Below are 25478 nucleotides of genomic sequence, written 5' to 3'. Positions count from 1 at the left end.
AACCCTGAATTATACGCGAGCGCGGCCGGTTTCTGATGCCGGCGGCGCCGAATCGATGCGGCACGGGGCAATAAAATGAGGATTTTGCTGTATTTGCGACAATATTTTTGCCTTGATGATGGCTACCGTGCTGCGTATGATGCTGGCGATATTGTCTTTCCACAGGAATACATCATGCATCAATTTCCCCGTCTCGCCCTGTTACCGCTGCTGCTGGCCGGCTGCGGCGCCTTGCCGCCCGCCGCCCATGTTCCCGCCCAGCCGCCGGCCGCCGCGCCTGCGGGCAGCAGCGCCACCCTGGCCCTGCTGGAGACGACGGACTTGCACGCGAATGTGCTCAGTTATGACTATTACAAGCTGCAGGCGGAACCGTCGATCGGCCTGGAACGCACGGCGGCGCTGATCGCCCAGGCGCGCGCGCAGTTCCCGAACAATCTTCTGCTCGACAACGGCGACACCATCCAGGGCACGGCCCTGGCCGACTACCAGGCGCTCGTGAAACCGCTGGCCTGCGACCAGACCCTGGCCATCTACAAGGCCATGAATTTGCTGAAGGTCGATGGCGGCGGCATCGGCAACCACGAATTCAACTACGGCCTGGCGTTCCTGAGCCAGGTGACGGGCAACCAATTCGACGTCGACAGCGTCGACGCCGGCAAGCCGCGCTGCGCCGGTCCTGCGTTCCCGCAAGTGCTGGCCAACGTCTACAGCGTCAAGACGGGCAAGCCCCTGTTTGCGCCGTACCACATCATCGCCAAGCAGATCACGGCCACCGGCCCCGATGGGCAGCCAATCACGAGCAGCGTGAAGGTCGGCATCATCAGCTTTGCGCCGCCCACCATCATGGCCTGGGACAAGCGCTGGCTCGAAGGCCGCGTCTATACGCAGGGCGTGCGCGAGACGGCGGAAAAATTCATTCCCGAGATGCGCGCCAAGGGCGCCGAGCTGGTGGTGGCCATCTCGCACGGCGGCCTCGATGACAGCCCGTATTCTCCCACCATGGAAAACGGCAATTACTACCTGTCGCAAGTGCCGGGCGTGGACGCCATGCTGATCGGCCACTCGCACCAGCTGTTCCCGAACGCGGCCAGCACGGTGCCGCAGTTCAATCTGCCCGGCGTCGACAAGGTCAAGGGCCTGGTCAATGGGGTGCCCACCGTGATGGCCAATTTGTGGGGCAAGCACCTGGGCGTGATCGGTTTGCGCCTGCGCCACGACGGCAAGCAGTGGGCCGTCGACAAGAGCGCCACCACGGTGGAAGCGCGCGGCATCCAGAACGCGGACAAGAGCTACGTCCAGCCTGACCCGGCCATCGCCAGGCTGGTGGCGGAAGAACACGCAGCGACGATTGCCTACGTGCAGACGCCCGTCGGCGCCACGGACTTCCGCATGTCGACGTATTTTGCCGACGTGGGCGACGTGAGCGCTATCGAAGTGGTGAACCAGGCGCAGGCGGGCTATCTGGCCGCCTACGTCAAGGCGAACTTGCCGCAATTCGCGCACTTGCCGGTGCTGTCGATGTCGTCCCCGTTCAAGAGCGGCTCGGCCGGCGTGTCCGACTACACGGACGTCAAGGCGGGCAATGTGGCGCTGAACAATGCGGCCGACCTGTATTTGTATCCGAACGCGCTGTACGGCGTGAAGATGAATGGCGCGGAGCTGAAAGCCTGGCTGGAACAGTCGGCGCAGCGCTTCAACACCATCGATCCGAACAAGCTGGAAGCGCAGGAACTGGTCAACACGGCCCATCCGAGCTACAACTTCGACGCCATCACCAGCGCTGACGTACGCTACCAGATCGACGTCACGCAGCCGCCGGGCCGTCGCATCCAGGGCCTGACGTACCAGGGCAAGCCGGCGGAAGCCAGCCAGGAATTTTTGATTGCGACGAATAACTACCGCGCCAGCGGCGGCGGCAATTTCCCTGGCCTCGATGGCAGCAAGACGGTGGTGGCCTCGCCCGACAACAACCGCGAACTGTTGATCGCCTACGTCACGCAGCAGAAAAACCTGACGCGCGCGAAAAACGGCTCGGCGCGCAGCTGGCGCTTTGCCAAGGTTGCCACGCAAGGCCCGGTGGTCTTCCATTCGGCGCCGAACGTGATCGAGCTGGCGAAAGCGGCGGGCATCGATAACGTCACGCAGCTGAAGCCTGATGATGGTGCGGGCAAGGGCTTTGCGCTGTACCAGCTCGATTTGTCGAAATGATGCTGGCAAATTTGCTGCTGGCCGCCGCGCTGGCGTCCCCCGTGGCAGCCGCAGCGCCCGATGCCACGGCACAGGCCAAGGTCTTGATGCGCGCGGGCGAGGCGACCCAGCCGCAGGCGCGCGCCCTGTTCGAGCACGCGGCGGGGCAGGGCAGCGGGCCTGCCGCATACTACCTGGGCTTGATGCACAAGAACGGCATGGGCGGCCCGCAGGACGGCGCCGCCGCGCTGCGCTGGCTGGAACTGGCCGCGCAACGCGGCGTGGCGCCGGCCATGTTCATCGTGGCGAACCTGCTGCAGGACAGCGACGAAGCTACGGCGCGCTACTGGCTCGACGCTGCCTGCGACCTCGAATACCCGGAAGCGCTGCAGCAGAAGTCCGTCGCCCTGGCGGAGGGCCGCATGGGGTATGCGCACAATGAGGAGCAGTCCTTCCTGTACCTGAAGATGGCCACGCACGCGATGGGGCACCGCGCGCCCGAGCCCTGAGAGCATCGCTGGCTACCCGGGGTGGTGAATGTATTGAAGGAATTATTTGTTTTTGATCAGAAACATTAATTCTTTGTGATAATTGCTATTCCTTATATTTTCTTTCAATAGTTTGTCATTTGACGGTACTTATTGGTTTTTTTGAAAAATTGTATGGCAATATTTGTCATATGGTTTTTTTATTAACTTGGTAGTTCCGGGAGCCCGTGTGCACAGTCAAATGATACGCCAACAGAAAACAATGTTTAAGCACCGCCGAAGCGGTGTGCCGTTCTTGCCCAGGAAAATGGCGCATGCCATGCTGGGCGCCTTTTGCCTGCTTGCCACTTCCGCGATGGCGCAATTGCCCGCTCCCATTAAGCAGGGCCATCCACGCTTATTCCTTAATCAGGCCAGCTTCGATGCGCTGAAACCGCAATTGCCGAATCTGCCAGCCGCATTTCCCGCGGCAGGCGGCAGCATCAGCCTGGAGCTGTTCGCCAGGCGCAAGGATACTCTCGATAGCGTCAACCAGCCGATTTTTGGCGAATTCAATTCGAGCCGCAATGGCTTCTTTATCCGTCACGTTGATTCCTACGATAGCCCGGCCGGTGCGGTGGGGGAAAGCATCGGTTTCCAGGTCGGTTTCCAGGCCAATGGACTGGCCCAGTACCTGTCTGTCGCCAGGATCGATTTAAAACCCGATGTCTGGTCGAGCATCCAATTGTCATGGAATAGCCAGACCCATAAAATTGACCTGAGAGTCAATGGCGTTGTCGTACCCACGGGCTGGCGAACGGTCGACGGCACCGGCGCCACGCCACCGATGGAATGGCAGGCGGATGGACAGATAAGCAGGATAGGCATGCGGCGCAACGAAACCATGCGCAATTTCCGCTTGCTCGATGGCGGCGGTCAGGAATTGTGGCAGGCACCGGCGATGGATGCCTCGCTCAACAAGGCCTGGTACAGCTTCATGGAGCGTGTCAATGGACGGGTGGCCACGATTCAGGCTTGCCCGCTGCTTCCCCCTGCCGGCGGCGTGCCTGACCTGTGCAACGTGGCCACCGGCAGCCGCGGCACGATTTATGAAAGTGCGCAGATGCTGGCCATGGCATACCGCCTGACGGGCAATGCGAAGTATCTGGATGGCGCCCTGAATTATCTCGACAAGCTGCTGGTGACGGCGCCCGTTGCCGGCGGCGAGTGGTCGATGGGCGGACGGGTAGGGGCCATGGGCATTCTGTACGACTGGCTGTTTGCCGAAACGGGCGCCCGCGCCGTTCCCGATGCCGTGGGCTTCGGCACCTACCGCGACCTGACGGCGCAGAGAATCAAGGAAACGATAGCCGCGGATACGGGCAAGGGGTACGAGAATCTGTTTGTCTCGATGTGCGGCTATCAGCAGTTGTATATCACCAGCACCAGTTTTGATTGCAAGAAAAAGCCCGTGTATGAACAGTGGGACCGCAGCGAATCAAAGCCTTCCATCGCCAATTTCTATATCAGCGGCCACCCGTTCAGCGCCGTCAACAATGTCACTGTTGGCTTGCTGGCCATCGTTGACGAGCATCCGGAAGTGTTGCCGATGATCGAAACGTCATATGCGCACTATGAAAAGGGCTTTCTTGCGGCACGCGCCCTGATTTCAGTCGATGGCGGCCACCATATGGGCTTTGCCTATGGCGTATCGAGCATCCCCGAGCGCCTGCTCATGTGGCGCAGCGCGCTGGAAAGCACGGGGACGGCGCCCCTGTTGCAGGCCGACTGGCAAGCCAGGCTGATTTATCCGTACATCTACGGCTTGCGCCATGACGGAAGCTTTCCCGCCAGCGGCGATAATTTCACGACGCCGCTCGGCAGCACACTGATAGGACAGCTGGCGCTGGGCGCGGTCACGGATACGGCCGATGGCGTGGCCGGGAAGTTTTATCGCGAGCATGTCGTGGCATCGCGCAGCTCGCACGATGCCTTGATACTGGAACGGCTGTTGTGGCCCGTTCCACTGCCTGCAGCGCCCCTGGAATCGCTGGAATTGTCGCGCCATTTCAGGACGTCGGGCCAGGTGCTGATGCGCGATACCTGGGACTATGCGAATGCCACGTTACTGGAATTCAAATCGACGTCCTTTATTGCGGAAAATCACCAGCACTTCGACCAGAACAGTTTCTCGCTCAATTACAAGGCTCCGCTGCTGCTCGACACCGGTTTGTATGAAGAATATGGCAGCAGCCACTGGTGGAATTACTACACGCGCAGCATTGCCCATAATACGCTGCTGATATTCGACAAGAACGAGCGTTTTACGCGCGCCGATAGAGAATTCAGCAATGACGGCGGTCAATGGTTCTATGCGCCGAGACAGGGCTATCCGACGATCGAGGAAATCAGCCCTGCGGGCCCCAATGCGCTCGACGGCATCATCCGCTACGAAAATACGCCGCAGTACACTTACACCAGCGGCAACGCAAGCAAGGCCTATGCTTCCAGCAAGCTTGATATGGCCAACGGTTTTGTGCGCAATGTGCTGTTCTTGCGCTCGCCATCGTTCTGGGGCAAGCCGGTCACTGTCGTCTTCGATAGCGTGCGCAGCAAGCAGGCCTTGCCGGCCACCTTCCTGCTGCATACGGCAAATGATCCCGTATCCGCTGCACCGGGCCTGACGGCGCTGGGCAATGGCCAGTACCAGCTGGGCTACAGCGCAGGCCAGGAGCGCATCGTTACCATTCGCAATGGCGGCGGCATGCTGACGGCGCAGACGATCCTGCCGCTCGATGCCAGCGTGCGCAAGGTGGGTGGCGCGCAGGAAGGGGGAAATGGTTGCGCGCAGACCAATCTCGATACTGGCGAGGTTGCCGGCAACGGCGCCGATTGCCGTTTCACCGTGCGCCGGCGCCAGGCTGATGGCAGTTACCTGTGGCGCAATCAGACGCCGCTGGTCAGCAAGCAGCAATCGTTGACCAGCGATGTCGGCGCCTGGCGTCTGGAAGTGGCGGCTCCTGCGGCGCCTGCCCTGAACGCGCCCGAGTACTTCCTGCATGTGCTGGCCGTTGCCGACAATGATGGCGGCACGGGGCCGGGCGCTGCGCCGAGCGCGACGCGCCTGCCCGCGGCGGTCAACACGGAGGCCCTGCTGCTGGGCGGACAGTTGCACGCCTTGTTCAACCGCGAAGTGGCTCCCGCGGCCCGCCTGGACTGGGTCTCCCCGCTGGCCGGCGGCGCCATCCTGGCGACAGGACTGAAGCCGGGCGTGCATTACGCGTTGACGTCTGCGCCGGCAGCCGGCGGCTACGCCTGGAGCCTGGCCGAAGCGGCAGATGGCGCAGCCACGCATCTGAGTTCGGACCAGGGTGTGCTCAGCGTCGATTAGGCGCGGCACTGGCCGGCGGACTCAGGCAGTCTGTCCGGCCGTTTCTTCCTTCTTCGGCCTGGCCCGCAGACTGGCCGCCGCCTCGCCGATGGCGAACGGGTCGCGCGACAGGATGGCTGCGCCCAGGTCGACCAGCCTGGCCGCGGCGACTATGGCGGCCTTTACGTCGGCGATGCGCTTGAGCTGTGACTTGCCCTTGGCGATGGCACCCTCGATATCGCCGCGCGCCTGCTCCGCGCCTTCGGCCGTCAGATAAATGCCATACGCGCGAAACAAGGCCACCATCTGGTCCAGGTGGTTTTCATATTGTTCCAGCAGCGTCCGCTCGTCCGGCGCCAGTGCCTCGCGTTCGCGGATGCGCAATTCCAGTACCAGGCTTGACGCTTGCGCCAGGCTGTCGGCGATGGCGTAGCTTTGGTCTTTCGTCAGTTCGGTCAGTTGGGTCATGGGATACTCCTGTGTGCGCGCCGCTTACCAGCGGGCGGGGGCATAGAACGCCGCTTGCCGCTGCAGCGCTTCGACGTCGCGTGAAAACTGCGCCAGCTGCCGCTCCAGTTCGGGCGCCTGCAGGCTGTCGAGATTGGCCCGCAGCGCGGCCACGCTGGCTTGCAGCGCGTCGACGGCGGCGACATACGCGGCGACGATCTTTTCCCGTTCCTGCAATTGCCGGCCTTCCAGATGCAAGCGCGTGCGGATGTAGTTGGCGGCCAGCGGTTCGCGCGGCGCGGCGTTATCGACGGCGCCGCGCAGCAGGGTCAGGTCGCGCAATTCATCCTGCAAGCTTGCGCGGTAGCTGCGCTGGGCATATTCCTTGAGCGCATTGCTGACGATATCGACGGCCTCCTGCTCGTCGAGCAATTCGCGCAAGGCCGATTTCTGCAGGCGCTGCGTGGCCAGGCGGCTCAGGTGCTGGCTCAATTTGACGACTTTCGACAGCTTTTCCGCATCGAGCAGGGCTGCACCGCCGCCCGGCTGCTCCAGGCCGCCCAGCGCATCGCCGAGTCCGCCAAGCTCTTCCCGGTAGACGGGCAGCTTGTCATCGGCCAGCGCCGCCAGGGTGTGGGCATAGCGCAGCAGGAGGTCGTTCAGGCTGGCGATCGACGCTGTGGCTTGTGCGATGGCGGCGCAATCGGCGCGCGCCGCCTGTTCGCTGGCTTGCGCATCGAAACGTTCTGCCAGGATCAGGCGCTTGCGCATGGCCTTGTCCATGCAGCTGTGGACGCCGCCCGCCAGCATGGGTTCGAAGTGCAGCGACATCTTTTGCGTCTGTTCGGCGAAGGTGCGCACGGGCGCCAGGTCGGTGGCGCAGCCGCCCAGCAGCAGGCTGGCGATGATGCCAAGTAGCAGAGGGGAAATGGACGAGTTCGACGGGCGCGGCATATTGCCTCCATGCGGTAGCAGTGGCTGAGTGGACCGGCGCGCACGCGCTGGCATGGCCGACGTTAGCATTCTGAGGCGTAGCAGTATTGCGCCAGATCAGCGGCCAGAGGAATCGCCGGGCTCGTCTGCTTGCCTGTCGCGTTTTGCCACAGGACTGTTGCCCGATGGCGCAAGGTGCGCCAATTTGCGTCATATTTTCCTTACAAAAGACTGACAACAGGCCTGCAATTGCGGCTTTTCCGCATGTTGCGACGCGTCATATGTAGTTGTTGCTGGTGCATGTTTACTCACCTACAATGATTTATCGATGGGGCGGTTATCCAGCGTACGACTATAAAAATAAGTGGCATTAAAAACGTTGTATCAGAGGAGATGACAATGAATTTGAAACAGAAATTGCTCGTGGCAAGTTTGGTTTTGGGTTTCTCGCAGGCGGCAGTCGCAGCCGACCCCATCAAGATCGGTGTGTCCGGTCCGTTTACGGGCGGTTCCGCGCCGATGGGCGTGTCGATGCGCGACGGCGTCAAGCTGGCTGTTGCCGAAATCAATGCCAAGGGCGGTGTACTGGGCCGTTCCCTGCTGCTGATCGAGCGCGATGACGAAGCGAAGAACGAACGCGGCGTGCAGATCGCGCAGGAGCTCATCAACAAGGAAAAGGTCGCCGCCACCGTCGGCTACATCAACACGGGCGTGGCCCTGGCTTCGCAGCGCTTCTACCAGGAAGCGAAAATTCCCGTCATGAACAATGTGGCGACGGGCTCCATCGTCACCAAACAGTTCGCCGACCAGCCGGAAAACTACATTTTCCGCAATGCGGCCAATGACACCATCCAGTCCGGCATGATCGTGCATGAGGCGGTCGAGAACCGCAAGTTCAAGAAAGTGGCGATCCTGGCCGACTCCACCAATTATGGCCAGCTGGGCCGCGAAGACCTGGAAAAGGCACTCGACAAGAAGGGTATCAAGCCCGTCGTTGTGGAAAAATACAACATCAAGGACGTCGACATGACGGCCCAGCTGCTGAAAGCCAAGCAGGCGGGCGCGGAAGTCGTGCTGACCTACGGCATCGGTCCGGAACTGGCGCAGATCGCCAATGGCATGGAAAAACTGGGCTGGAAAGTGCCGCTGATCGGCAGCTGGACCCTGGCCATGGGTAACTTCATCGACAACGCGGGCAAGAACGGCAATGGCACGCGCATGCCGCAAACCTTCATCCAGGATGCCAGCACGCCGAAGCGCAAGGCCTTCATCGACGCTTACGTGGCCGCCTACAAGCCATCGGGCGGACGCATGCCGTCGGCTGTCTCGGCCGCGCAAGGCTACGATTCCATCTACCTGCTGGCCGCGGCCTTCAAGCAGGCAGGCGGCACGGATGGTCCGAAAGTACGCGCCGCGCTGGAAAACCTGAATGAAAAAGTGGAAGGCGCCGTCACCACCTACAACAAGCCGTTCAGCAAAACCAACCATGAGGCGATCACGGCCGACCTGACAGTCTTCGGTGAAGTCAAGGACGGCAAAGTCGTCCTCGCGAAATAAGCCTGGCAGACATTCGCCGCGCAGTGGCCAGCCTTGAGGAATCAGGACTGGCCATTTTTTCATCTTTCGTCTTCCGGGGAATACCATGGAAATCTTCCTGCAGCTCGTCTTCAGCGGCATCGCGCTGGGCATGATCTATGCCGTCATCGCCTTCGGCTACCAGCTGACCTTTGCCACTTCCGGCACCCTCAATTTCGGCCAGGGCGAATCCCTGATGCTGGGCGCGCTCGTGGGCCTCTCCCTGGTGGGCACGATCCACGGCGGCCCTTACATGAGCTATCTGTTGATGATCCCCATCGTCATCGTCTTCGGCGCCTTGCAGGGCGTGTTTGTCGAATGGATAGGCGTGCGGCCCGCCATCAAGATCAAGTCCGAATTCGGCTGGATCATGTCGACCATCGCGCTGGCCATCATCTTCAAGAACGTGGCGGAAAATATCTGGGGCAAGGATGACCTGATGTTCCCGTCGCCGCTGTCGGCCGCGCCGTTCCAGGTGTTTGGCGCCAACGTGCAGCAGATGCAGGTGGCCGTCATCGTCGGCGCGCTGGCGATCATGCTGGCCGTCGAAGTGTTCAACCGCAAATCGATCTACGGCAAGGCCGTCGTGGCGACGGCCAACGACCGCGACGCGGCCGGCCTGATGGGCATCAACACGGGCATGGTCATCACGTTTTCCTACGCGCTGTCGTCGGCCACGGCCGCCTTTGCCGGCGTGCTGGTGGCGCCGCTGACACTGACGGGGGCAACCATGGGCGCGTCGCTGGGCTTGAAAGCCTTTGCCGTGGCCATCATCGGCGGCTTGACGTCGGGCGTGGGCGCCATCGTCGGCGGGCTGATACTGGGCATCGCCGAGACCACCACCGGCTATTACATCTCCACCGGCTACAAGGAAGTGCCCGGCCTGCTGCTCCTGCTGCTGGTACTGGCCATCAAGCCGTCCGGCCTGTTCGGCAAAGCCGCGATCAAGAAAGTCTGAGGACGACATGAACAAGAAAATCACCATGCTGGCATTGAGCGCGGCGGGCCTGGCCGTGCTCGCGCTATTCCCCATCGTCATCCCGAATCCCTACTATATTCACCTGGCCGAGACCATCCTGATCTACGCCATCCTGCTGTTCGGCCTCGATATCGTCGTTGGCTACACGGGGCAGGTGTCGCTGGGCCATGCGGGCCTGTTCGGCATCGGTTCGTACGTCACGGGCGTGCTGGTGTTCAAACTGGGCGTGTCGTTCTGGCTGGCCATCCCCGCCAGCATCCTTGGCGCGGCCGTGTTTGGCGCCATCCTGGCCTTGCCGGCCCTGCGCGTGACGGGACCCTACCTGGCCATGGTGACCCTGGCCTTCGGCACCATCGTGCAAATCCTGATCAATGAAATGAGCTTCCTGACGGAAGGGCCGATGGGCATCAAGATCCACAAGCCCGTCCTGTTCGGCCACAAACTGACGGAAGTGGAGTACTACTACATGGTCGCCGCGCTGCTGGTGATCTCGCTGGTGGTGGTGCACCGCATCCTGAAATCAAACCTGGGCCGCGCGTTCGAAGCCTTGCGCGACAGTCCCATCGCCTCGGACTGCATGGGCGTCTCCGTGTACCGCTACAAGGTATATGCCTTCGTCATCAGCGCCGGTTTCGCGGGCCTGGCCGGCAGCCTGTACGCGTATTCGGAAGAATACATCTCGCCCAATACCTACAACTTCGAGCTGACGATATTGTTCCTGCTGGCCGTCATCATGGGCGGGCGCAAGACGCGTTCGGGCGCGCTGATCGGCGCCCTGATCGTCGTCATGCTGCCCAGCCTGCTGTCGGACATCGAACTGTTCCGCAAGATCGCCGTGGCCGCCGCCGTGCTGGGCGTGATCGGTTCCGCCTTCATGCTGGCGAAAAAGCGTTCCACCGTGCGCGGCGTGCTCGTACCCCTGGTGGCCACCATCGGCCTGGCTGCGTATTCGTACAAGCTGGAAAACATGGTCGACTGGCGTTTGACCATCTTCGGCCTGATGACCTTATTTGTCGTGTACTACCTGCAGGACGGCATCGTCGGCTTCCTGATGAGCTTTATCGGCAAGGGCCGGCGCCATGTGCAAGCCGTCGCTTCGCACGGCGTGGCGCCGTTTGACCACGCCCAGGGCGGCCAACAGGGCGCGACCCTGCTGCGCGTGGACCAGGCCCTGATGCAGTTCGGCGGCCTGAAAGCGCTGAACCAGGTGGACTTGAACGTCACGCAGGGTTCCGTGCACGGCTTGATCGGGCCGAACGGCTCGGGCAAGAGCACGATGATGAACGTGCTGACGGGGATCTACAAGCCGACGGCGGGCAGGGTGGAATTTGCCGGCGCCGTGATCTCCGGCCGCACGCCGTCCGAGATCGCGCTGGGCGGCGTGGCGCGCACCTTCCAGAACGTGCAGCTGTTTGGCGAGATGACGGCCACCGAGAACGTGCTGGTGGGCTTGCACAACACGTTCAAATCGAACGTGCTGGACGTGATGCTGCATACGCCCCGCTACAAGCGCGAAGAGACGGCGGCGCGCGAGCGGGCCGCCAGCATCCTCGAGTTCGTGGGCCTGGCGGACCTGGCCAACGAAGAGGCGCGCAATCTGCCGTATGGCAAGCAGCGGCTGCTGGAAATCGGCCGCGCGCTGGGCCTCAACCCGCGTCTGCTGCTGCTCGACGAGCCGGCGGCGGGCCTGACGGCGCCCGACATCAAGGAGCTGATGGCCATCATCCGCAAGATCCGCGAGCACGGCATCACCATCATCCTGATCGAGCACCACATGGACGTGGTGATGGCCCTGTCGGACGTGGTGACGGTGCTGGACTTCGGCCAGAAGATCGCCGAAGGCGCGCCCGCGCTTGTCCAGAGCGATCCGAAAGTGATCGAAGCCTATTTGGGCGGCAGCGCCGAAACCCTGGCGCCAGCGGCGCACTGAGAGGAAGACCATGCTGACCATTAACAATCTGCACGCCGCCTACGGCAAAGTCGAAGTCCTGCACGGCATTTCGCTCGACGTCCCGAAGGGCAAGCTGGTGACCCTGATCGGCTCGAACGGTGCCGGCAAGACCACCACCATGCGCGCCATTTCCGGCATGCTCAAACCCAAATCCGGCACTGTCACCCTGGGCGGCAAGGATGTCACGGGCCTCGATTCTCACCGCATCGCCCGTGCCGGACTGGCCCATTCGCCGGAAGGCAGGAGGGTGTTCGCTTCCATGTCGGTGACGGACAACCTGCTGCTGGGCGCCTTCCCCCGCTTTACGCGCTCGCGCCCGAAAGGCGACATCAAGGGCGACCTGGACAAGGCGCTGGAACTGTTCCCCCGCCTGAAGGAGCGGCGCGACCAGCTGGCCGGCACCTTGTCGGGCGGCGAACAGCAGATGCTGGCCATGGCCCGCGCCGTGATGCTGAACCCGGAAGTGATCCTGCTGGACGAGCCGTCGATGGGCCTGGCGCCGATTCTGGTGGAAGAAGTCTTCCGCATCATCACGCGCCTGAAGGCGGAAGGCGTGACCATGCTGCTGGTCGAGCAATTCGCCGCCGCCGCCCTGAACGTGGCCGATTACGGCTACGTGCTGGAAAACGGCAGCATTTCCGTGCATGGGCCGGCCGAAAGTCTCAAAACCGATCCGAAGGTGATCGCGGCGTATCTGGGAGGAGGGCACTGAGGCAAGTTGAGAGTGAGCTGACAATGCGCTTGCTGCGCATTGTCACATCCTCCGCATTACGCAGTGAGCAGGCGACGGCGTATCAATGCTTCCAGGTCACGGCTGGTATGGGCAATCATATGAATATAAACGATATCGTTATGTCCATACTCGATGATGATGCGATTCTGGCCGGCCAACAGTTGGCGGTGAGTCGTCAAATGAAGGTCTTCAAGTTCAGGAACAAAGGTACCTTTCATGTTCCAGTCTTTGCGAGAATTGACTTCAGCCAGAATCTCCTGCGTCACCTTCCTGGTAAAAGCAAGGGATTCGTTCTGCTTCAGATAGGAGCGAATATCTTGCAAATCGTTCAAGGCGTACTGCGTCCAAATGATTTTCATTTGTGTAATCAGTTGTCGTCGTCTTCAGCTTCCAGAAGGGCCACAACGTCATCATGGTCAATGATTTTACTTTCCTCAATCTGCTTGCGGCCGAGAGCAAGGATGCGGAGCATGGCAAGCTGATCTTGAGTCTTTTGATAGCTGACAGGGTCTTGAACAATGGCCTGAACTCTGCCGTTCACCGTGATGGCTACCGGGTCATGCGTCTCAAGCACCTGTTTGACCACGTCGCTGGTGTTCGTCTTCAAGTAGCTAATTGGTTGAATATTGATAAAGTTCATGCCGCCCTCCATAAGTAGGCAGACCGATGATAGCATCGGATGACTAAATTAAGTGCCAAATTTAGTTGACTGCACATTTTCCTTACGTCGAGCGCAGCGTGCAAGCGTCAATGTCTGGTGGGCTTTTCCTGCTGCACCAGAATGAAGGGGCTGACGACAACGGCCCACAGCGCGGCGTCGGCCGCCTGCCAGTCCAGCGCCTGCTGGTCCGACACCTTGGCGACCTTGCCATCGGCCATCCATTGCGTGATGGTGGCCTTGTCGTCGTGCGAGATGCGCACGGCCACTTCGACCAGATCCAGCTCATTGGCGACCCAGACGACATTGCCCTGGGCGAAATGCTTTTCCAGCTCGCTCCAGGCCAGGCGGGCCGTTTCGCTGTTCACTTTGAGGCGCAGTTCGGTGTCTTTTTCAGGATTGGTTTGCATGCGAAATATCAGGTTGCGGTGAGTCGGGTGCCGTTGCGCGTTTGCGTTGCCTTACAAGGCTTCCACCTGCGGCGTCGGCGTACCCCGCCATGTTAACCGATAGGCGGCGCCTTTGCGAACATTGCCCACGAGGGCGGGGCGGAAGCAGGCCAGGTTGGTGCCGCCCGCCAGCCGGGTGCTGGGGAAGATGACGCCCATGGAACCGGCTTCGAGCAGGATGGCGGCCAGGTCTTGCGAAGCGATGTAGCTGGCCGGATCGAGGCAGGCCGCATAGCGCTCCTGGCCGCGCAAGTCGTGGAAGCTGGCGGAAAAATCGGCCAGCAGCGACTGGTAATTGACGCTGTCGTCGAAATAGTCGATTTCCTGGTATTCCACGGTCTTGTGGAAAATGATCTCGGCCAGCGCCGTTTTCATGTCGAAGGCGCAATACCATGCACCCCGTTCGCCATCGTTGAAACGCGCCCCTTCCGGCCGGGCATAGGTGTAGGCGGCGTTGATGATGCGAAAGTGCGGCACGCCAAAAACCAGCTCGTCCACGCCAATTCCTGGCGCGCCGCCGTACTCGGCCACCAGGCGCGCATTCGTCGCGTTATCGAGTTCGAACAGCTCGCGCAGGTGCTCGTCGTCCTCGGCCAGGGGCGCCAGCACGGAGTCTTCCATGTCGGCGAAGCGCGAGGGGATCAAACGGCAAGTGTCGATCTGGCGCAAGGCAGCCAGCGGCGGCAGCTGTGTATGCGGGACTGTCGCCACCATTACAACCCTCCGCGGCGCGCGTCGAGCAGCTTGCGCACCGTCTGCATGGCCAGCAAGCCGCCGGCCAGCATTTGCGACAGGGGCGTGCGGCCGCCAAACACGGGATTCTTGTTGGGCAAACTCACCCATTCGTCGGCCAGCTTGTCGCCATACAGGATGTGCAAGGCCTTGTAGATGCCCAGCAAGTAGGAAATGCGCGTGATGCGGTCCACTTCCAGCACGCGGTCCGGGTGCTTCTTCCACTCGTAATAGGCGCTGCTGGACAGGCCGCCCAGCAATTCGCGCGCATCCTCGTCGCGCAGTTTCCAGGCGGCGGCCAGCTTGAAAAACCCTTTCAATGCCGCCTGCGACAAGCGCTCGCGCTCGGCTTTGGCATTCAGGTCGACGAGCACGGCCGGTTCGAAGCGGCTCTTGGGGTAGGCGTAGGCGAGATTCATGGCATGTCCTTCGTTAAAACTCTGTATGTGGACTATTTATACTCCTTTTCCGGATTTTCCGCAACGGCCGCGCGCATGCAAAGCGGGGCGCAGCAGGACGTGTATCCCGCTGCGCCCCGCTGGCACGCTGGCCGCGCCAGTTTATCTGGCCGTGACGGTGATGGGCACGCTGAGCTGTGCCGTCAAGCCGTTACTGTCCAGCGCCACGACTTTCAGCGTATAGCTGCCCGTCACCGGCAGGGGCCAGCGGGCCGTGATGGTCATGCCGCTCATGGAAAACTGCATGCCCAGTGGCGCACCGAGGATGGAGATCCACAGGGCGTTCGCGCCCGGCGCCGTCAGCACGATGCTGCCGCTCATGGCCTTGCCGGCCACGCCCGTCATGGCGGCGGCGCTGATCGTGGGACCGGCGGCGGCGATTTTCACCGCGGCCACGGCCTGGCCCGTCAAGCCCGTCCTGGTATCTTTGGCGATGATGGTCACGCTGTAGCTGCCCAGCACGGGGCTGGCCCAGCTGACGACGCCGGCGGCGCTGACGGCCATGCCGGATGGCGCGCCCGACAGGCTGTAGGTGACGGGGTTGGGCGCCACCGTCGTGGCGGCGAACGACAGGGCCACGCCCGGCTTGCCGCTCACGCTGGACACGGTCACGACGGGGGGCAGCGGGGCGGCGATGGCCACCGTATAGATGCCTTTGCCGCTCAGGCCAGTCTTGCTGTCCGTGGCGGTCACGGTGACGGCGTAGGTACCGGCCACGGGCGCGGCCCAGCTCACCAGTCCGGCGCTGCTGATGGTCATGCCGGCCGGCGCGCCGCCCAGCGTGTAGCTGACGGGATTGGGGGCGGAGACGCTGACATTGAACGCCAGGGCCGTGCCAACCTTACCCGTGATGGCGCCGGCGCCCACGACGGGCGGCGCGACGGGGGTAATGACGATGGCGTACACGCCCTGGCCACTGAGGCCGCTGACGGTATCCTTGGCCACCATGGTCACGGCATACGTGCCCGCGACGGGGGCGGCCCAGCTGACCACGCCCGTGGCGGCGATACTCATGCCGGCCGGTGCGCCCAGCATGGTGTAGCTGAGTGGATTCGAAGCGCTGGCCGAGACGGTGAACGACAGCGGCTTGCCGGCCGCGCCGCTGATGCTGGCCGGCGCCACCACGGGCGCGGCCGGTGCGGTCTGCATGCCCGACAGGCCGGCCAGCAGGCTTTTCACGTTCGGCGTGCCCAGGCCGCCCAGCGGGTCATAGCCGACCCTGGCCGTGCACACGCTGCACGTGCCGTTGCTGCCGCGCGTGATGTCGGCAAAGCTGCTGGCGAAAGTGCCGGGTACGCTGGCGATCTGGCCGTACAAGATGCTGTGCGGCAAGCCGAGCGCCGTCTTCGCCTGCAGCGCGCGGCTGGCGTTGGCGATGGCGACCAGGCCGGCCCATTGCGGCGTGGACAGGCTGGTGCCGCCGATGCTGAGCCAGCTGGCGGTGCTGCTGCCGGGTGTCATCACGGCCGTGTACTGGCCCGTGGCGGGGTCGGCATTGAAGGCCACGTCGGCCACGTTGCGGCGCAGCAAGTTGGTCAGGCCGGGCACGCTGGCCGTCTGGTAGGTGGGCAGTGCCGTATAGGCGCTGATGCCGCCGCCCGTGCCGGACCAGGCCGTTTCGCTGCGCACGCCGCTGCCGCTGTAGCTGAGCGTGGTGCCGCCCACGGCCAGCACGTTGGACGATACGGACGGCCAGGACACGCCGCTGCCCGAATCGCCCGTGGCGGCCAGGTAGCTCATGTTCTTGCCCGTGAAGGCGCTGTCGACGGAAGCTGTCCAGTTGCCTTCGGCGGCGCCAAAGCTCATCGACACGACGCCAGGCCCCATCAGGTTGGCCAGGCGCACGGCGCCCAGCAGACTGTTGATGGAAGCGTCGGGCGCCTCGATCAGCACGATGCGCGCCAGCGGCGCCGTGGCATGCGCCCACTGCACGTCGAGCGCGATTTCCATGGCCCAGCCCGAGTTATAGGCGGGCGCCGTGGCCGTCATGGTGCTCGATGGCGTGTTGTAGACAACAGAAAATTCACAGCCGCTGGCCGGGGCGGGCGGCAGGGGCAGGGTGGCATTCGTGGCGATAGTCTTGGTGGTGCAGCCGGGCAAGCCGAATTTCTGGTTGAAGATGGCCAGTTCGGCCGCCGCGTTCGGGTTGTGCATGGCGTCGACGATGTAGATCGTCTGCCCCGCGCCCAGCTGGGCCGCCTGGGCTGGCGTCAGCGCCGTGCCGGCCGCCGGCAGGGCGGGCAAGTCGTAGGCGGCGCGGATTTGTGCGGGAGAATATGTCGCCACCACGCTGCTGCCGGTCATGGGCGCGGCGATGTCGCTCGCGCCGCCGCCGTCCAGCAAGGGGGCGATATCCTGTGCCGCCTGTTCCGAGGCGGCGATTTTTTGCGCCGTCAGGCGGCGCGTGGTCATTTCCCGCATGGCGCCGGGCACGTTTTGCAAGTGCGGCCGCCAGTGGGCGGAGCCGCTGCTGTTGGCGCTGTCGCGCCCGTCAGGAGCATCGAGCAGGGCCGGGGCCGCATGGAACATCGGTTGCACCACCAGCGCGCCGACGGCGGGAGGGATGACGGGCACCTCGACAGTGAATTGTGTCGCGGCCGTGGCGATGGCGGCAGGCGGTGTCGATGTTTCCTGGCCGGGACCGCAAGCGGCCAGCAGGAGGGCGGCTGTGGCGCCCAGCAGCAGGCGCCCGTGACGGTGATGCGGGGGAATGTTTTTTTTCATGGCGAAACTCTCCGAGTTGGGCGAGGGCCACATCTCGACAATGCTTCCAGGCTGGCGCCGCGCGCTGGCGGTCCCGGCCCTGCATTGGCAGCCCCGCTGCCGTGGCGCTTGCGCGCGGTAGGCCGGTGGCTTTGCGTCCCCGCCTTTCGACGGGTTTGCCCTCAAAACTGATCATGCATCATTGGGAATTTCCTGATGCGTCATCGATTTTAGTGAATTTGCCAAATAAATGTTAACTATTTTCAATCAATATTTTTATTTATGCAATAAAATGTGGCAAATTTGCCTATGGGTGAATGGAATCTTGTCAGCCTGATTAAGTCTTAAAAGCAAGATTATCAGTGGTGTATCGAGGCGTGACAGTGTTTTTTCATAGCAACGGTGCTTGCATTTTTTGTTTTGTAATGAATTTAATGAATTTACTGAATATGTGATCTTGCTGGTCTCAATCCTCGAACACCATGCCCTGATACGGCGCTGCGTGGCAGGCCGCCAGCCGCTGCGCAAGGCTGCCAGCATGGGCTTCCAGCCGGTGGCCGTCCGGGTCGAGAAAATACAGGGAATCGCCGGCGCTGCGGTTTTGCTGCCATTCGGGCACGCCGGCGGCGCGCAGGCGGGCGGTAAACGGAGCGAAGTCGGTGGGCTCGATGGAAAACGCATAGTGCGTATAGGCCGGGCTGGCCAGCGCGGCCGTGTCCTGACCATCCAGCGACAGGCACAGCCACAAATCCCCGGCCGACAGATACGCGCCCCTGTCCCAGCGCGCATGCAGGCGCAGACCCAAGGTGTTGCGGTAAAAGGCCACGCTGCGCGCCAGGTCGCGCACGGACAGGGTGAGGTGGTTCAGGCCGGTCAACATGGGGCTGGATAGCTTTCCGATGGGGGAGGCATGTGTCGGTTATCGCCGTGATTTGATATCACTTTGTTCCACAGAAGTTTGAGATACAGCAATAAGGCCACAAACCTCACGGCACCTGACCAAACCGTAGCGAACGGCAGTGAGGCTCGGCGCCCCCTTGTGGCCAAGAAGCGCAACCGTACTTCCAGTACGGTGAGCATCGCAGGCGACCTATGCCGACGCGCAGCAGGTTGTGTCAGGTGTCACTACACAGGCTCGGCGTGCTCCACCATAAGTTGTACTTTGGTCGTGCCATTGTATTCATTCGCATCGAGCCTGAACGCGACCCGCGTGCGTTCGCCCAGTGCGTCCGTATGCCCGAACCAGATGGCATCAAAACGCACGCCGTTCTTTTCCAGCAGCAGTTTCAAATGGCGTTCTTTCAAGATGCGCTGGCTGACGACGCGGAATTCATCGCAAAAGACGGGTGGGGCGAAGCCCTGGCCCCACACCTGGCCATCCATCAGCTCGATGAAGGCCGTCGTGTAGTAGGCGTCTTCCAGCGGGCCGTCCGTTTCCACGACCCGCTCCAGCTGTTGCTGGCTGAGCCAAGCCTGGCCGACGGCTTCGAAGGCCTGGGAAAAGGCGTCGAAGGCGTCGGCGCGGATGGTGAGTCCAGCCGCCATGGCGTGGCCGCCGAACTTGTCGATCAGGCTGGGCGCCCGTTTCGACACGAGGTCGAGCGCGTCGCGCAAGTGGAAGCCGGGGATCGAGCGGCCCGAACCCTTTATCCAGCCGTCCGCACCGGGCGCAAACGTGATGGTCGGGCGATAGAATTTTTCCTTCAGGCGCGAGGCGACGATGCCGATCACGCCCTGGTGCCAGGATTCGTCGAAGACGCTGATGGTGCTGCTGTTGGCCGGTTCGAAAGCATCGAGGTGCAGCAGGGCCGTATCCTGCATTTCCGCCTCGATTTCACGGCGTTTCAGGTTGATGTCGTTGAGTTGCTGGGCCAGCGCCCAGGCGCGGCCTTCGTCGTCCGTGACCAGGCATTCGATGCCCAGGGACATGTCCTGCAGGCGGCCGGCCGCATTCAGGCGCGGTCCCAGGGCAAAACCGAGGTCGAACGGCGTGGCGCTGCGCGCTTCGCGGCCCGCCACGCGAAAGAGCGCCGCCACGCCCGCGTGCATATTGCCTTTGCGCATGCGCTTGAGGCCTTGCGCGACGAGGATGCGGTTGTTGGTATCGAGGCGCACCACATCGGCCACCGTGCCCAGCGCCACCAGATCGAGCAGGTTGTCGAGCTTGGGTTGCGTTTGCGCATCGAAGATGCCGCGCCGGCGCATTTCGGCGCGCAGGGCCAGCAGCACGTAGAACACGACGCCCACGCCCGCCAGGTGTTTCGACGGAAAACCGCAGGCGGGCTGGTTCGGGTTGACGATGACGGCCGCGTCGGGCAGGGTATCGGCCGGCAAATGGTGGTCGGTGACGACCACCTGGATGCCGCGCCGGTTGGCCTCGGCCACGCCGTCGATGCTGGCGATGCCGTTATCGACGGTGATGATAATGTCGGGCGACTTTTCGCGGGCGGTGAGCTCGACGATTTCCGGCGTCAGGCCATAGCCGTATTCAAAACGGTTGGGCACGATGAAATCGACGTCGGCGCCCATGGCGCGCAAGCCGCGGATGGCCACGGCGCAGGCGGTGGCGCCGTCGCAATCGTAGTCGGCCACGATGACCATGCGTTTCTTGGCAGCAATTGCGTCGGCCAGGAAGACGCCGGCCGCGCCGATGTGCAGCAAGCCGGACGGCGGTATCAAGTCCTTTGCCTCAATCGAGAGCTCTTTCGCGTCGGACAGGCCGCGCGACGCGTACAAGCGGGCCAGCACGGGGTGGATGCCGCCCTGGCGCAGCAGTTCGGATTCGCGGTAGGGGCAGGGACGGGTGGCGATGCGGGTACGGGTCATGATGCTTTCAACTTGTTCAGGGTAATCGCGCGCCAGAATTTGCGCTGCGCATGCTTGCTGGTGGTACAGGCTAGCCAGGCGTCGCGGTGGCTCAGCACCAGGCGCAGCTGGCCCAGGCGGCCATCCTTGAGGGCCGCCAGCAGCGGGGCGAACCAGTCCGCTTCCAGCGCTTGCAACTGCTGCAGCCACATGCCCCATTCCTGCGCCTGCGCCGCTTCGGTCAATCCGCCCAGCACGACAATCGCGTCCTGTTGGCTTGCCAGCACACTGTTTGGACTGGCATCGCGCTGCGCCGGTTCCGCCAGCGCGGCCAGCCAGCCGGGCGCGTCCTTCGTATGCAGGCTGGCCGCGCAGCGCGCAGGTGCAGGTGCAGCCAGGCTGCCGCCCCAGATCCAGAACGAGTTGATGGCTTTCAAGCCCCGTTCTTCTCGTGCCGCGTTGACGGGATGTTCATGCCACAGCATCTGCACTTCGTTCTGCAGGCGGCGCGCGGCGCGCGCATGCTCGCCTTCCGGCATCCACACGGACAGGTCTTGCGTGGTGGCGGCATCCGGCGTGGCGCACTGCAAATCGTTCCAGCCATCGGCGCGCATGAACCAGGTGCCCGCGTCGCCATATGACAGGGGTTGGCCGATTTCGTCGAAATACGGACGCGCCGTATCGAACAAGGTGCGGCCATCGGCCTCGCTCAGCTTGAGCTGGCGCAAGTCTTCCAGGCTGATATGGCTGCGGGCGATGGCCAGGTGGGCCGGATGCAGCAGGAAGTAGCGCGCGCCCGGTTCCGGCACGAGGCCGTAGCCGCGCATGGCCTGGGCCGCAAAGGCCGCTTGCGCCGCTTCGCCATTGGGCGCGGGCGACAGGGCCAAGGCATGCGCCAGCCACGCTTCGTGCGGCAGCAGGCGGTTGGCATTGTCAAAGGTTTCTAAATTGCAATCGGAGGTGCGCGACAGCAGCGCCGCCAGCGCGGGCGCCTGCAAGACCTTGAGCAGGTCGGCAGCCAGTTCGGCATTGGGCAAGGCGAAGGGCAAGACGAGGGTAAGTTGATTCATCCCGAGATTGTAGGCGATTGTGGTGCGGGCCGAGAAGGCGTATGTATTTTCAGGCCCGCGACGGCAGCAGCGGCGGCGCTGGAAATGCACAAAAATTATAAAAATTTTATTAGCGCTGATGGAAATTAATTTGCTTTTGAAAATATATTGGATATAATTGCGACAACTTAAATATCAGAAATACAATCACCCCCTGCTGCGTGGTTGCGTCGTCTGGCTCCTGTGTCCCTCGAAACTGTATACAAGATCTGCCGGCTTCATTTTTTAAACAAGTTCTTTCTTGGAAGCCCACCTATGTATACATTCGCCGCTTTGCGCGGCCAGGCTGATTGCGCCCTGGCCCCCCGTATTTCCGCTCCTGCCGCCGCCGTGGCATGCCGTCAGGAGGCCGCATGACTACGTACAACCTGTCGACCACGGTCCACGTCTGCGAAGACATCAACAAGAATTTCGATATCCGCGACCTGCTGATCCAGGCCGGCTACTCGGTGCAAGGCGAACTGAATATCAAGAATTTTACGGTTTTGTTGCCGGACGATACGGAATCGACGGAGAACACGCCGCTGTTCGGCATGCTCGACGCGGACACCGTGTACGTGCGTCCCGGCGACTGGGCCGCCAACTACAACGGCAGCTTCTCGACCATCCAGGTAACGATCGACAAGGGCAATGGCGACATCGTCCAGCTGAGCCTGCAAGTCATCATCGATCCCGTCAATGACGCGCCCGATGCGGCCGACAAGACCTTCACCCTGGTCGACGGCGCCAGCGTCGTGCTGAGCGAAAGCGATTTCGGCTTCCACGACGACGTCGAGAACAACGGTTTCAAGTCCGTCGTCATCACCAATACCACCACGGCGGGCCAGGTCTTGCTGAACGGCGTGGCCGTCGCGGTGGGCACGGAAATTTCCATCGATGATATCCGCGCGGGCCACCTGGTCTTCGTGCCGAGCCAGACCGTCGCCGGCGACTTCGACCTCGGTTTCAAGGTGCGCGATGATGGCGGCACGGAAGGTTGCAATGCGCAAGACCTGAGCCTGGCGCCCCATTACCTGACCTTCAAGGTGCCGATGGCCCACCTGGGCGATTTCGTGTGGGAAGACAAGAATGCCAACGGCGTGCAGGACGCGGGCGAGGCGGGCATCGCCAATGTAGTCGTGCAACTCAAGGATACGGCCGGCAATGTGGTGGCCTCCACCACGACGGACGCGACCGGCGGCTACCACTTCGACGTTAATCCGGGCACCTATTCGGTGACCGTGGTGGCGCCCGCCGGCTATGTACCGACGGCAGCGAACCAGGGTGGCGATACGGGCAAGGACAGCAATATCGATGCCAGCGGCAAGATGGCGCCCGTCACCCTGGCGCCGGGCGAGACCAACCTGACCCTCGATGCGGGCCTGTACCGCACGGCCGAGCTGGGCGACCGGGTCTGGTTCGATACCAACAAGAATGGCGTGCAGGATGCGGGTGAAGCGGGCGCCGCAGGTGTGAAAGTAACCTTGCTCGATGCGTCGGGCAACGCCGTCGGCAGCCCGCTCGTCACGGATGCGAATGGCAACTATTTGTTCACGAATCTGAAGCCGGGCGCCTACAGCGTGCAGTTCGACAAAACCACCTTGCCAGCCGGCTACGCTTTTACGGGCCAGGACCAGGGCGGCGACGACCAGCGCGATTCCGATGCCAGCGCCATCGATGGCAAGACGGCGCAAGTGTTGCTTGCTTCCGGTGACAGCAACCATAGCCTGGATGCGGGCATCGTTGCGCTGCCGGCCTCCCTGGGCGACCGCGTCTGGCATGATGCCAACTTGAACGGCGTGCAGGACGCGGGCGAAGCCGGCATCGGCGGCGTCACGGTGCAGCTGAAAAACGCGGCCGGCAGCGTGATCGGCTCGACCTTGACGGACGCCACCGGCTATTACAACTTCAATGTCGATCCGGGTACGTATTCGATCGCCGTCGTCGCGCCGCCAGGCTATTTGACCACGGTCAAGGATGCGGGCGGCAATGATGCGCTCGACAGCGACATCAATGCCGCAGGCCAGAGCGGCCTGGTGACGGTTGCCGCCGGCCAGAATTACAAGGACCTGGATGCGGGCTTGTACAAAACGGCTGCCATTGGCGACCGCGTGTGGTTTGACGCCAACGGCAACGGCACGCAGGATGCGGGCGAAGCGGGTGTCGGCGGCGTGAAAGTCAATCTGTACAACGCCTCGGGTGCCGTGGTGGCCAGCGCCACCACGGATGCCAGCGGCAACTACCTGTTCAGCAACCTGGTCCCCGGCAATTACTATCTGGGCTTCGTGCCACCGGCCGGCTATACCTTCACCAAGGCGGATGTGGGAGGCTACGCCACCGATTCGGATGTCAATCCGGCCACCGGCCTCACCACTACCTGGATCGCGCTGAAATCGGGCGACGTCCAGCTGGACTGGGATGCCGGCCTGGTCAAATGCGCGCCTGTCACCGGCAGCATCGGCGACCGCGTGTGGGAAGACAATAACTACAACGGCGTGCAGGATGCGGGCGAACTGGGCGTGGCGGGCGTGAAGGTCAACCTGCTCAATGCCAGTAACCAGATCATCGCCACGACAACGACGAATGCCAGTGGCAATTATCTGTTCGACAAGCTGGTCGCCGGCGGCTACAAGGTGGAAGTCGTCCGTCCATCGGGTTTCTATTACACCAAGGCCAATGTGGGCAGCGACACGGCCGATTCCGACGTCGATACGAGCACGGGGCGTTCCGGCCTGATCAACCTGGCCGCCGGCCAGAACGACATGAGCTGGGATGCGGGCATCTACCGCAAGGCCAGCCTGGGCGACAAGGTATGGCGCGACGCCGACCATGATGGCGTGCAGGACTACAACGAGGCAGGCATCGCCAACATCAAGGTGCAGTTGTACTCCGGCAGCGGCGCTTTGCTGGCTACCACCTACACGAATGCCAGCGGCAACTATCTGTTCAGCAACCTCGATCCGGGCAGCTATTCGCTCAAATTCGACAAGAGCAATGTGATGCATGCCGGTTACGCCATGAACAGCTGGCGCTGGGGCGCCAAGAACGTGGGCAGCAATGACAACATCGATTCGGACGTCAACAGCAACGGCACGACGGCCAACGTGGTCTACACGGATATCCTGAAGCTGGCGTCGGGCCAGAACGACATGAGCTGGGATGCGGCCATCACGCCCATCGTGATCGACCTCAACGGTGACGGCGTGCACACGATCGCCCGCGCCGACTTCCACGGCAGCTTCGACTTGCTGGGCACGGGCAGCGCCATCCAGACGGGCTGGGTCTCGGCCCAGGACGGCTTGCTGGCCATCGACAGCAATGGCAATGGCAAGATCGACAATATCTCGGAACTGTTCGGCGGCAACGAGAAGGGCACGGGCTTTGCCAAGCTGTCCAGCTATGACTCGAACGGCGACGGCGTGGTCGATGCGCACGATGACAAGTTTGCCGAATTGCGCATCTGGCGCGACGCCAACAGCAATGGCGTGACGGACGATGGCGAGCTGATGTCGCTGCACGACGCCGGCGTGGCCAGCCTGGCGGTGAGCTACACGGAACTGCCGTTCCTCGACGCCAACAGTAATCTGCACCTCGAGCGCAGCAGCGCCACCCTGGCCGACGGCAAGACGGTCGACATGACGGACGTGTATTTCAACGTCGATGCCAAGGATGCGGCCAAGGCCGGCATCACCTTGCCAAGCATGGCCGACCTGCTGCGCGACGACAGCACGCTCGACGTGGTGCTGGGCCAGGACGGCACGGTCAACACGGTCGCTGCCGCCCCGGCGGCTCCGGCCGCCGAAGCCCAGGCCCAGTGCGAGATGGCCGAAGCCTTGCGCCGCGCCATGGCCCATGTGAATGCCCAGCCCCAGGAAATGGCTGCCTGATGTCCCTTGCCGGGCCGTAATCCTGCCCGGCAATGCCGCACCGGCGCACCCGTCAC

At 62.5% G+C, this 25478-nt stretch carries 20 protein-coding genes and 1 riboswitch; of the genes, 8 read left to right on the top strand and 12 right to left on the bottom strand.

Annotated elements, in window-relative coordinates; translation table 11 throughout:
* Positions 1 to 9 precede the first annotated feature (9 nt).
* Positions 10 to 180, bottom strand: coding sequence for a hypothetical protein (locus LSO07_RS18330; protein ID WP_191909716.1), 171 nt, complete (start codon positions 178 to 180; stop codon positions 10 to 12).
* Between LSO07_RS18330 and LSO07_RS18325 the strand changes: the two genes are divergently transcribed.
* The 3 genes from LSO07_RS18325 to LSO07_RS18315 all read left to right on the top strand — a co-directional run bounded on the left by LSO07_RS18325 (position 175) and on the right by LSO07_RS18315 (position 6045).
* A complete protein-coding gene (locus LSO07_RS18325) occupies positions 175 to 2208 on the top strand; it encodes a bifunctional 2',3'-cyclic-nucleotide 2'-phosphodiesterase/3'-nucleotidase (RefSeq protein WP_151096207.1) in 2034 nt (677 codons plus the stop codon). The two genes, LSO07_RS18330 and LSO07_RS18325, sit on opposite strands and share 6 nt — an antisense overlap.
* Entirely contained in the window at positions 2205 to 2696 is a 492-nt protein-coding gene (locus LSO07_RS18320; RefSeq protein ID WP_151096205.1) for a tetratricopeptide repeat protein, read from the top strand. Before LSO07_RS18325 ends, LSO07_RS18320 begins: the two co-directional genes overlap by 4 nt.
* Before the next feature lie 286 nt (positions 2697 to 2982).
* A complete protein-coding gene (locus tag LSO07_RS18315; RefSeq protein ID WP_208672420.1) occupies positions 2983 to 6045 on the top strand; it encodes a heparinase II/III domain-containing protein in 3063 nt (1020 codons plus the stop codon).
* 21 nt (positions 6046 to 6066) lie between these two features.
* Here LSO07_RS18315 and LSO07_RS18310 read toward each other — a convergent pair whose 3' ends face one another.
* Together LSO07_RS18310 and LSO07_RS18305 are read right to left on the bottom strand one after the other, a co-directional pair.
* Positions 6067 to 6492: a hypothetical protein gene (locus tag LSO07_RS18310; protein ID WP_151096201.1), complete on the bottom strand. Its 426-nt coding sequence runs from the start codon at positions 6490 to 6492 to the stop codon at positions 6067 to 6069.
* 24 nt (positions 6493 to 6516) lie between these two features.
* A complete protein-coding gene (locus LSO07_RS18305) occupies positions 6517 to 7425 on the bottom strand; it encodes a hypothetical protein (RefSeq protein ID WP_151096199.1) in 909 nt (302 codons plus the stop codon).
* A gap of 378 nt (positions 7426 to 7803) precedes the next feature.
* Here LSO07_RS18305 and LSO07_RS18300 point away from each other — a divergent pair, with 378 nt between their 5' ends.
* From LSO07_RS18300 to LSO07_RS18285, 4 genes are all read left to right on the top strand, one after another.
* Positions 7804 to 8961 carry an ABC transporter substrate-binding protein gene (locus LSO07_RS18300; protein WP_070254187.1) on the top strand — a complete coding sequence of 386 codons (1158 nt, stop codon included), beginning with the start codon at positions 7804 to 7806 and terminating at the stop codon, positions 8959 to 8961.
* A gap of 85 nt (positions 8962 to 9046) precedes the next feature.
* The gene (locus tag LSO07_RS18295; protein ID WP_034782923.1) at positions 9047 to 9937 is read left to right on the top strand and encodes a branched-chain amino acid ABC transporter permease; all 891 of its coding nucleotides are present in this window, start codon (positions 9047 to 9049) and stop codon (positions 9935 to 9937) included.
* A 7-nt stretch (positions 9938 to 9944) separates the two neighbouring features.
* Positions 9945 to 11888: a branched-chain amino acid ABC transporter ATP-binding protein/permease gene (locus LSO07_RS18290; RefSeq protein WP_070282035.1), complete on the top strand. Its 1944-nt coding sequence runs from the start codon at positions 9945 to 9947 to the stop codon at positions 11886 to 11888.
* Positions 11889 to 11898: 10 nt separating this feature from the next.
* On the top strand, positions 11899 to 12621 hold the full coding sequence (locus LSO07_RS18285; RefSeq protein ID WP_070254189.1) for an ABC transporter ATP-binding protein: 723 nt from the start codon (positions 11899 to 11901) through the stop codon (positions 12619 to 12621).
* Positions 12622 to 12677: 56 nt separating this feature from the next.
* Here LSO07_RS18285 and LSO07_RS18280 read toward each other — a convergent pair whose 3' ends face one another.
* From LSO07_RS18280 to LSO07_RS18240, 9 genes are all read right to left on the bottom strand, one after another.
* Positions 12678 to 13001, bottom strand: a complete 324-nt coding sequence (locus tag LSO07_RS18280; protein ID WP_151096197.1) for a type II toxin-antitoxin system RelE/ParE family toxin — start codon at positions 12999 to 13001, stop codon at positions 12678 to 12680.
* 8 nt (positions 13002 to 13009) lie between these two features.
* Positions 13010 to 13282: a type II toxin-antitoxin system Phd/YefM family antitoxin gene (locus tag LSO07_RS18275; RefSeq protein ID WP_191909714.1), complete on the bottom strand. Its 273-nt coding sequence runs from the start codon at positions 13280 to 13282 to the stop codon at positions 13010 to 13012.
* 107 nt (positions 13283 to 13389) lie between these two features.
* Positions 13390 to 13710, bottom strand: coding sequence for a DUF2288 domain-containing protein (locus LSO07_RS18270; protein ID WP_070254191.1), 321 nt, complete (start codon positions 13708 to 13710; stop codon positions 13390 to 13392).
* A 51-nt stretch (positions 13711 to 13761) separates the two neighbouring features.
* Positions 13762 to 14463, bottom strand: a complete 702-nt coding sequence (locus LSO07_RS18265; RefSeq protein WP_151096193.1) for an RES family NAD+ phosphorylase — start codon at positions 14461 to 14463, stop codon at positions 13762 to 13764.
* Positions 14463 to 14900 carry an MbcA/ParS/Xre antitoxin family protein gene (locus LSO07_RS18260; protein WP_151096191.1) on the bottom strand — a complete coding sequence of 146 codons (438 nt, stop codon included), beginning with the start codon at positions 14898 to 14900 and terminating at the stop codon, positions 14463 to 14465. The genes LSO07_RS18265 and LSO07_RS18260 overlap by 1 nt, the downstream gene beginning before the upstream one ends.
* A 141-nt stretch (positions 14901 to 15041) precedes the next feature.
* Complete coding sequence (locus LSO07_RS18255) at positions 15042 to 17663, bottom strand: S53 family peptidase (protein WP_151096189.1); 2622 nt, start codon at positions 17661 to 17663, stop codon at positions 15042 to 15044.
* Positions 17664 to 17746: 83 nt separating this feature from the next.
* A riboswitch (cyclic di-GMP riboswitch) is annotated at positions 17747 to 17833 on the bottom strand.
* A gap of 275 nt (positions 17834 to 18108) precedes the next feature.
* Positions 18109 to 18522, bottom strand: coding sequence for a fosfomycin resistance glutathione transferase (gene fos, locus LSO07_RS18250; protein WP_151096187.1), 414 nt, complete (start codon positions 18520 to 18522; stop codon positions 18109 to 18111).
* A 245-nt stretch (positions 18523 to 18767) separates the two neighbouring features.
* Positions 18768 to 20468: a single-stranded-DNA-specific exonuclease RecJ gene (gene recJ, locus LSO07_RS18245; protein WP_092605370.1), complete on the bottom strand. Its 1701-nt coding sequence runs from the start codon at positions 20466 to 20468 to the stop codon at positions 18768 to 18770.
* The gene (locus tag LSO07_RS18240) at positions 20465 to 21517 is read right to left on the bottom strand and encodes a hypothetical protein (protein ID WP_151096183.1); all 1053 of its coding nucleotides are present in this window, start codon (positions 21515 to 21517) and stop codon (positions 20465 to 20467) included. Before LSO07_RS18240 ends, recJ begins: the two co-directional genes overlap by 4 nt.
* Before the next feature lie 392 nt (positions 21518 to 21909).
* Here LSO07_RS18240 and LSO07_RS18235 point away from each other — a divergent pair, with 392 nt between their 5' ends.
* Positions 21910 to 25422: an SdrD B-like domain-containing protein gene (locus tag LSO07_RS18235; RefSeq protein ID WP_191909713.1), complete on the top strand. Its 3513-nt coding sequence runs from the start codon at positions 21910 to 21912 to the stop codon at positions 25420 to 25422.
* Positions 25423 to 25478 lie beyond the last annotated feature (56 nt).

This window comes from Janthinobacterium sp. PLB04, from assembly GCF_021165895.1.
GTDB lineage: Bacteria > Pseudomonadota > Gammaproteobacteria > Burkholderiales > Burkholderiaceae_D > Janthinobacterium > Janthinobacterium lividum.
The sequence above is the reverse complement of the archived record's forward strand: the minus strand, read 5'-3'. Positions and strand labels throughout refer to the sequence as shown.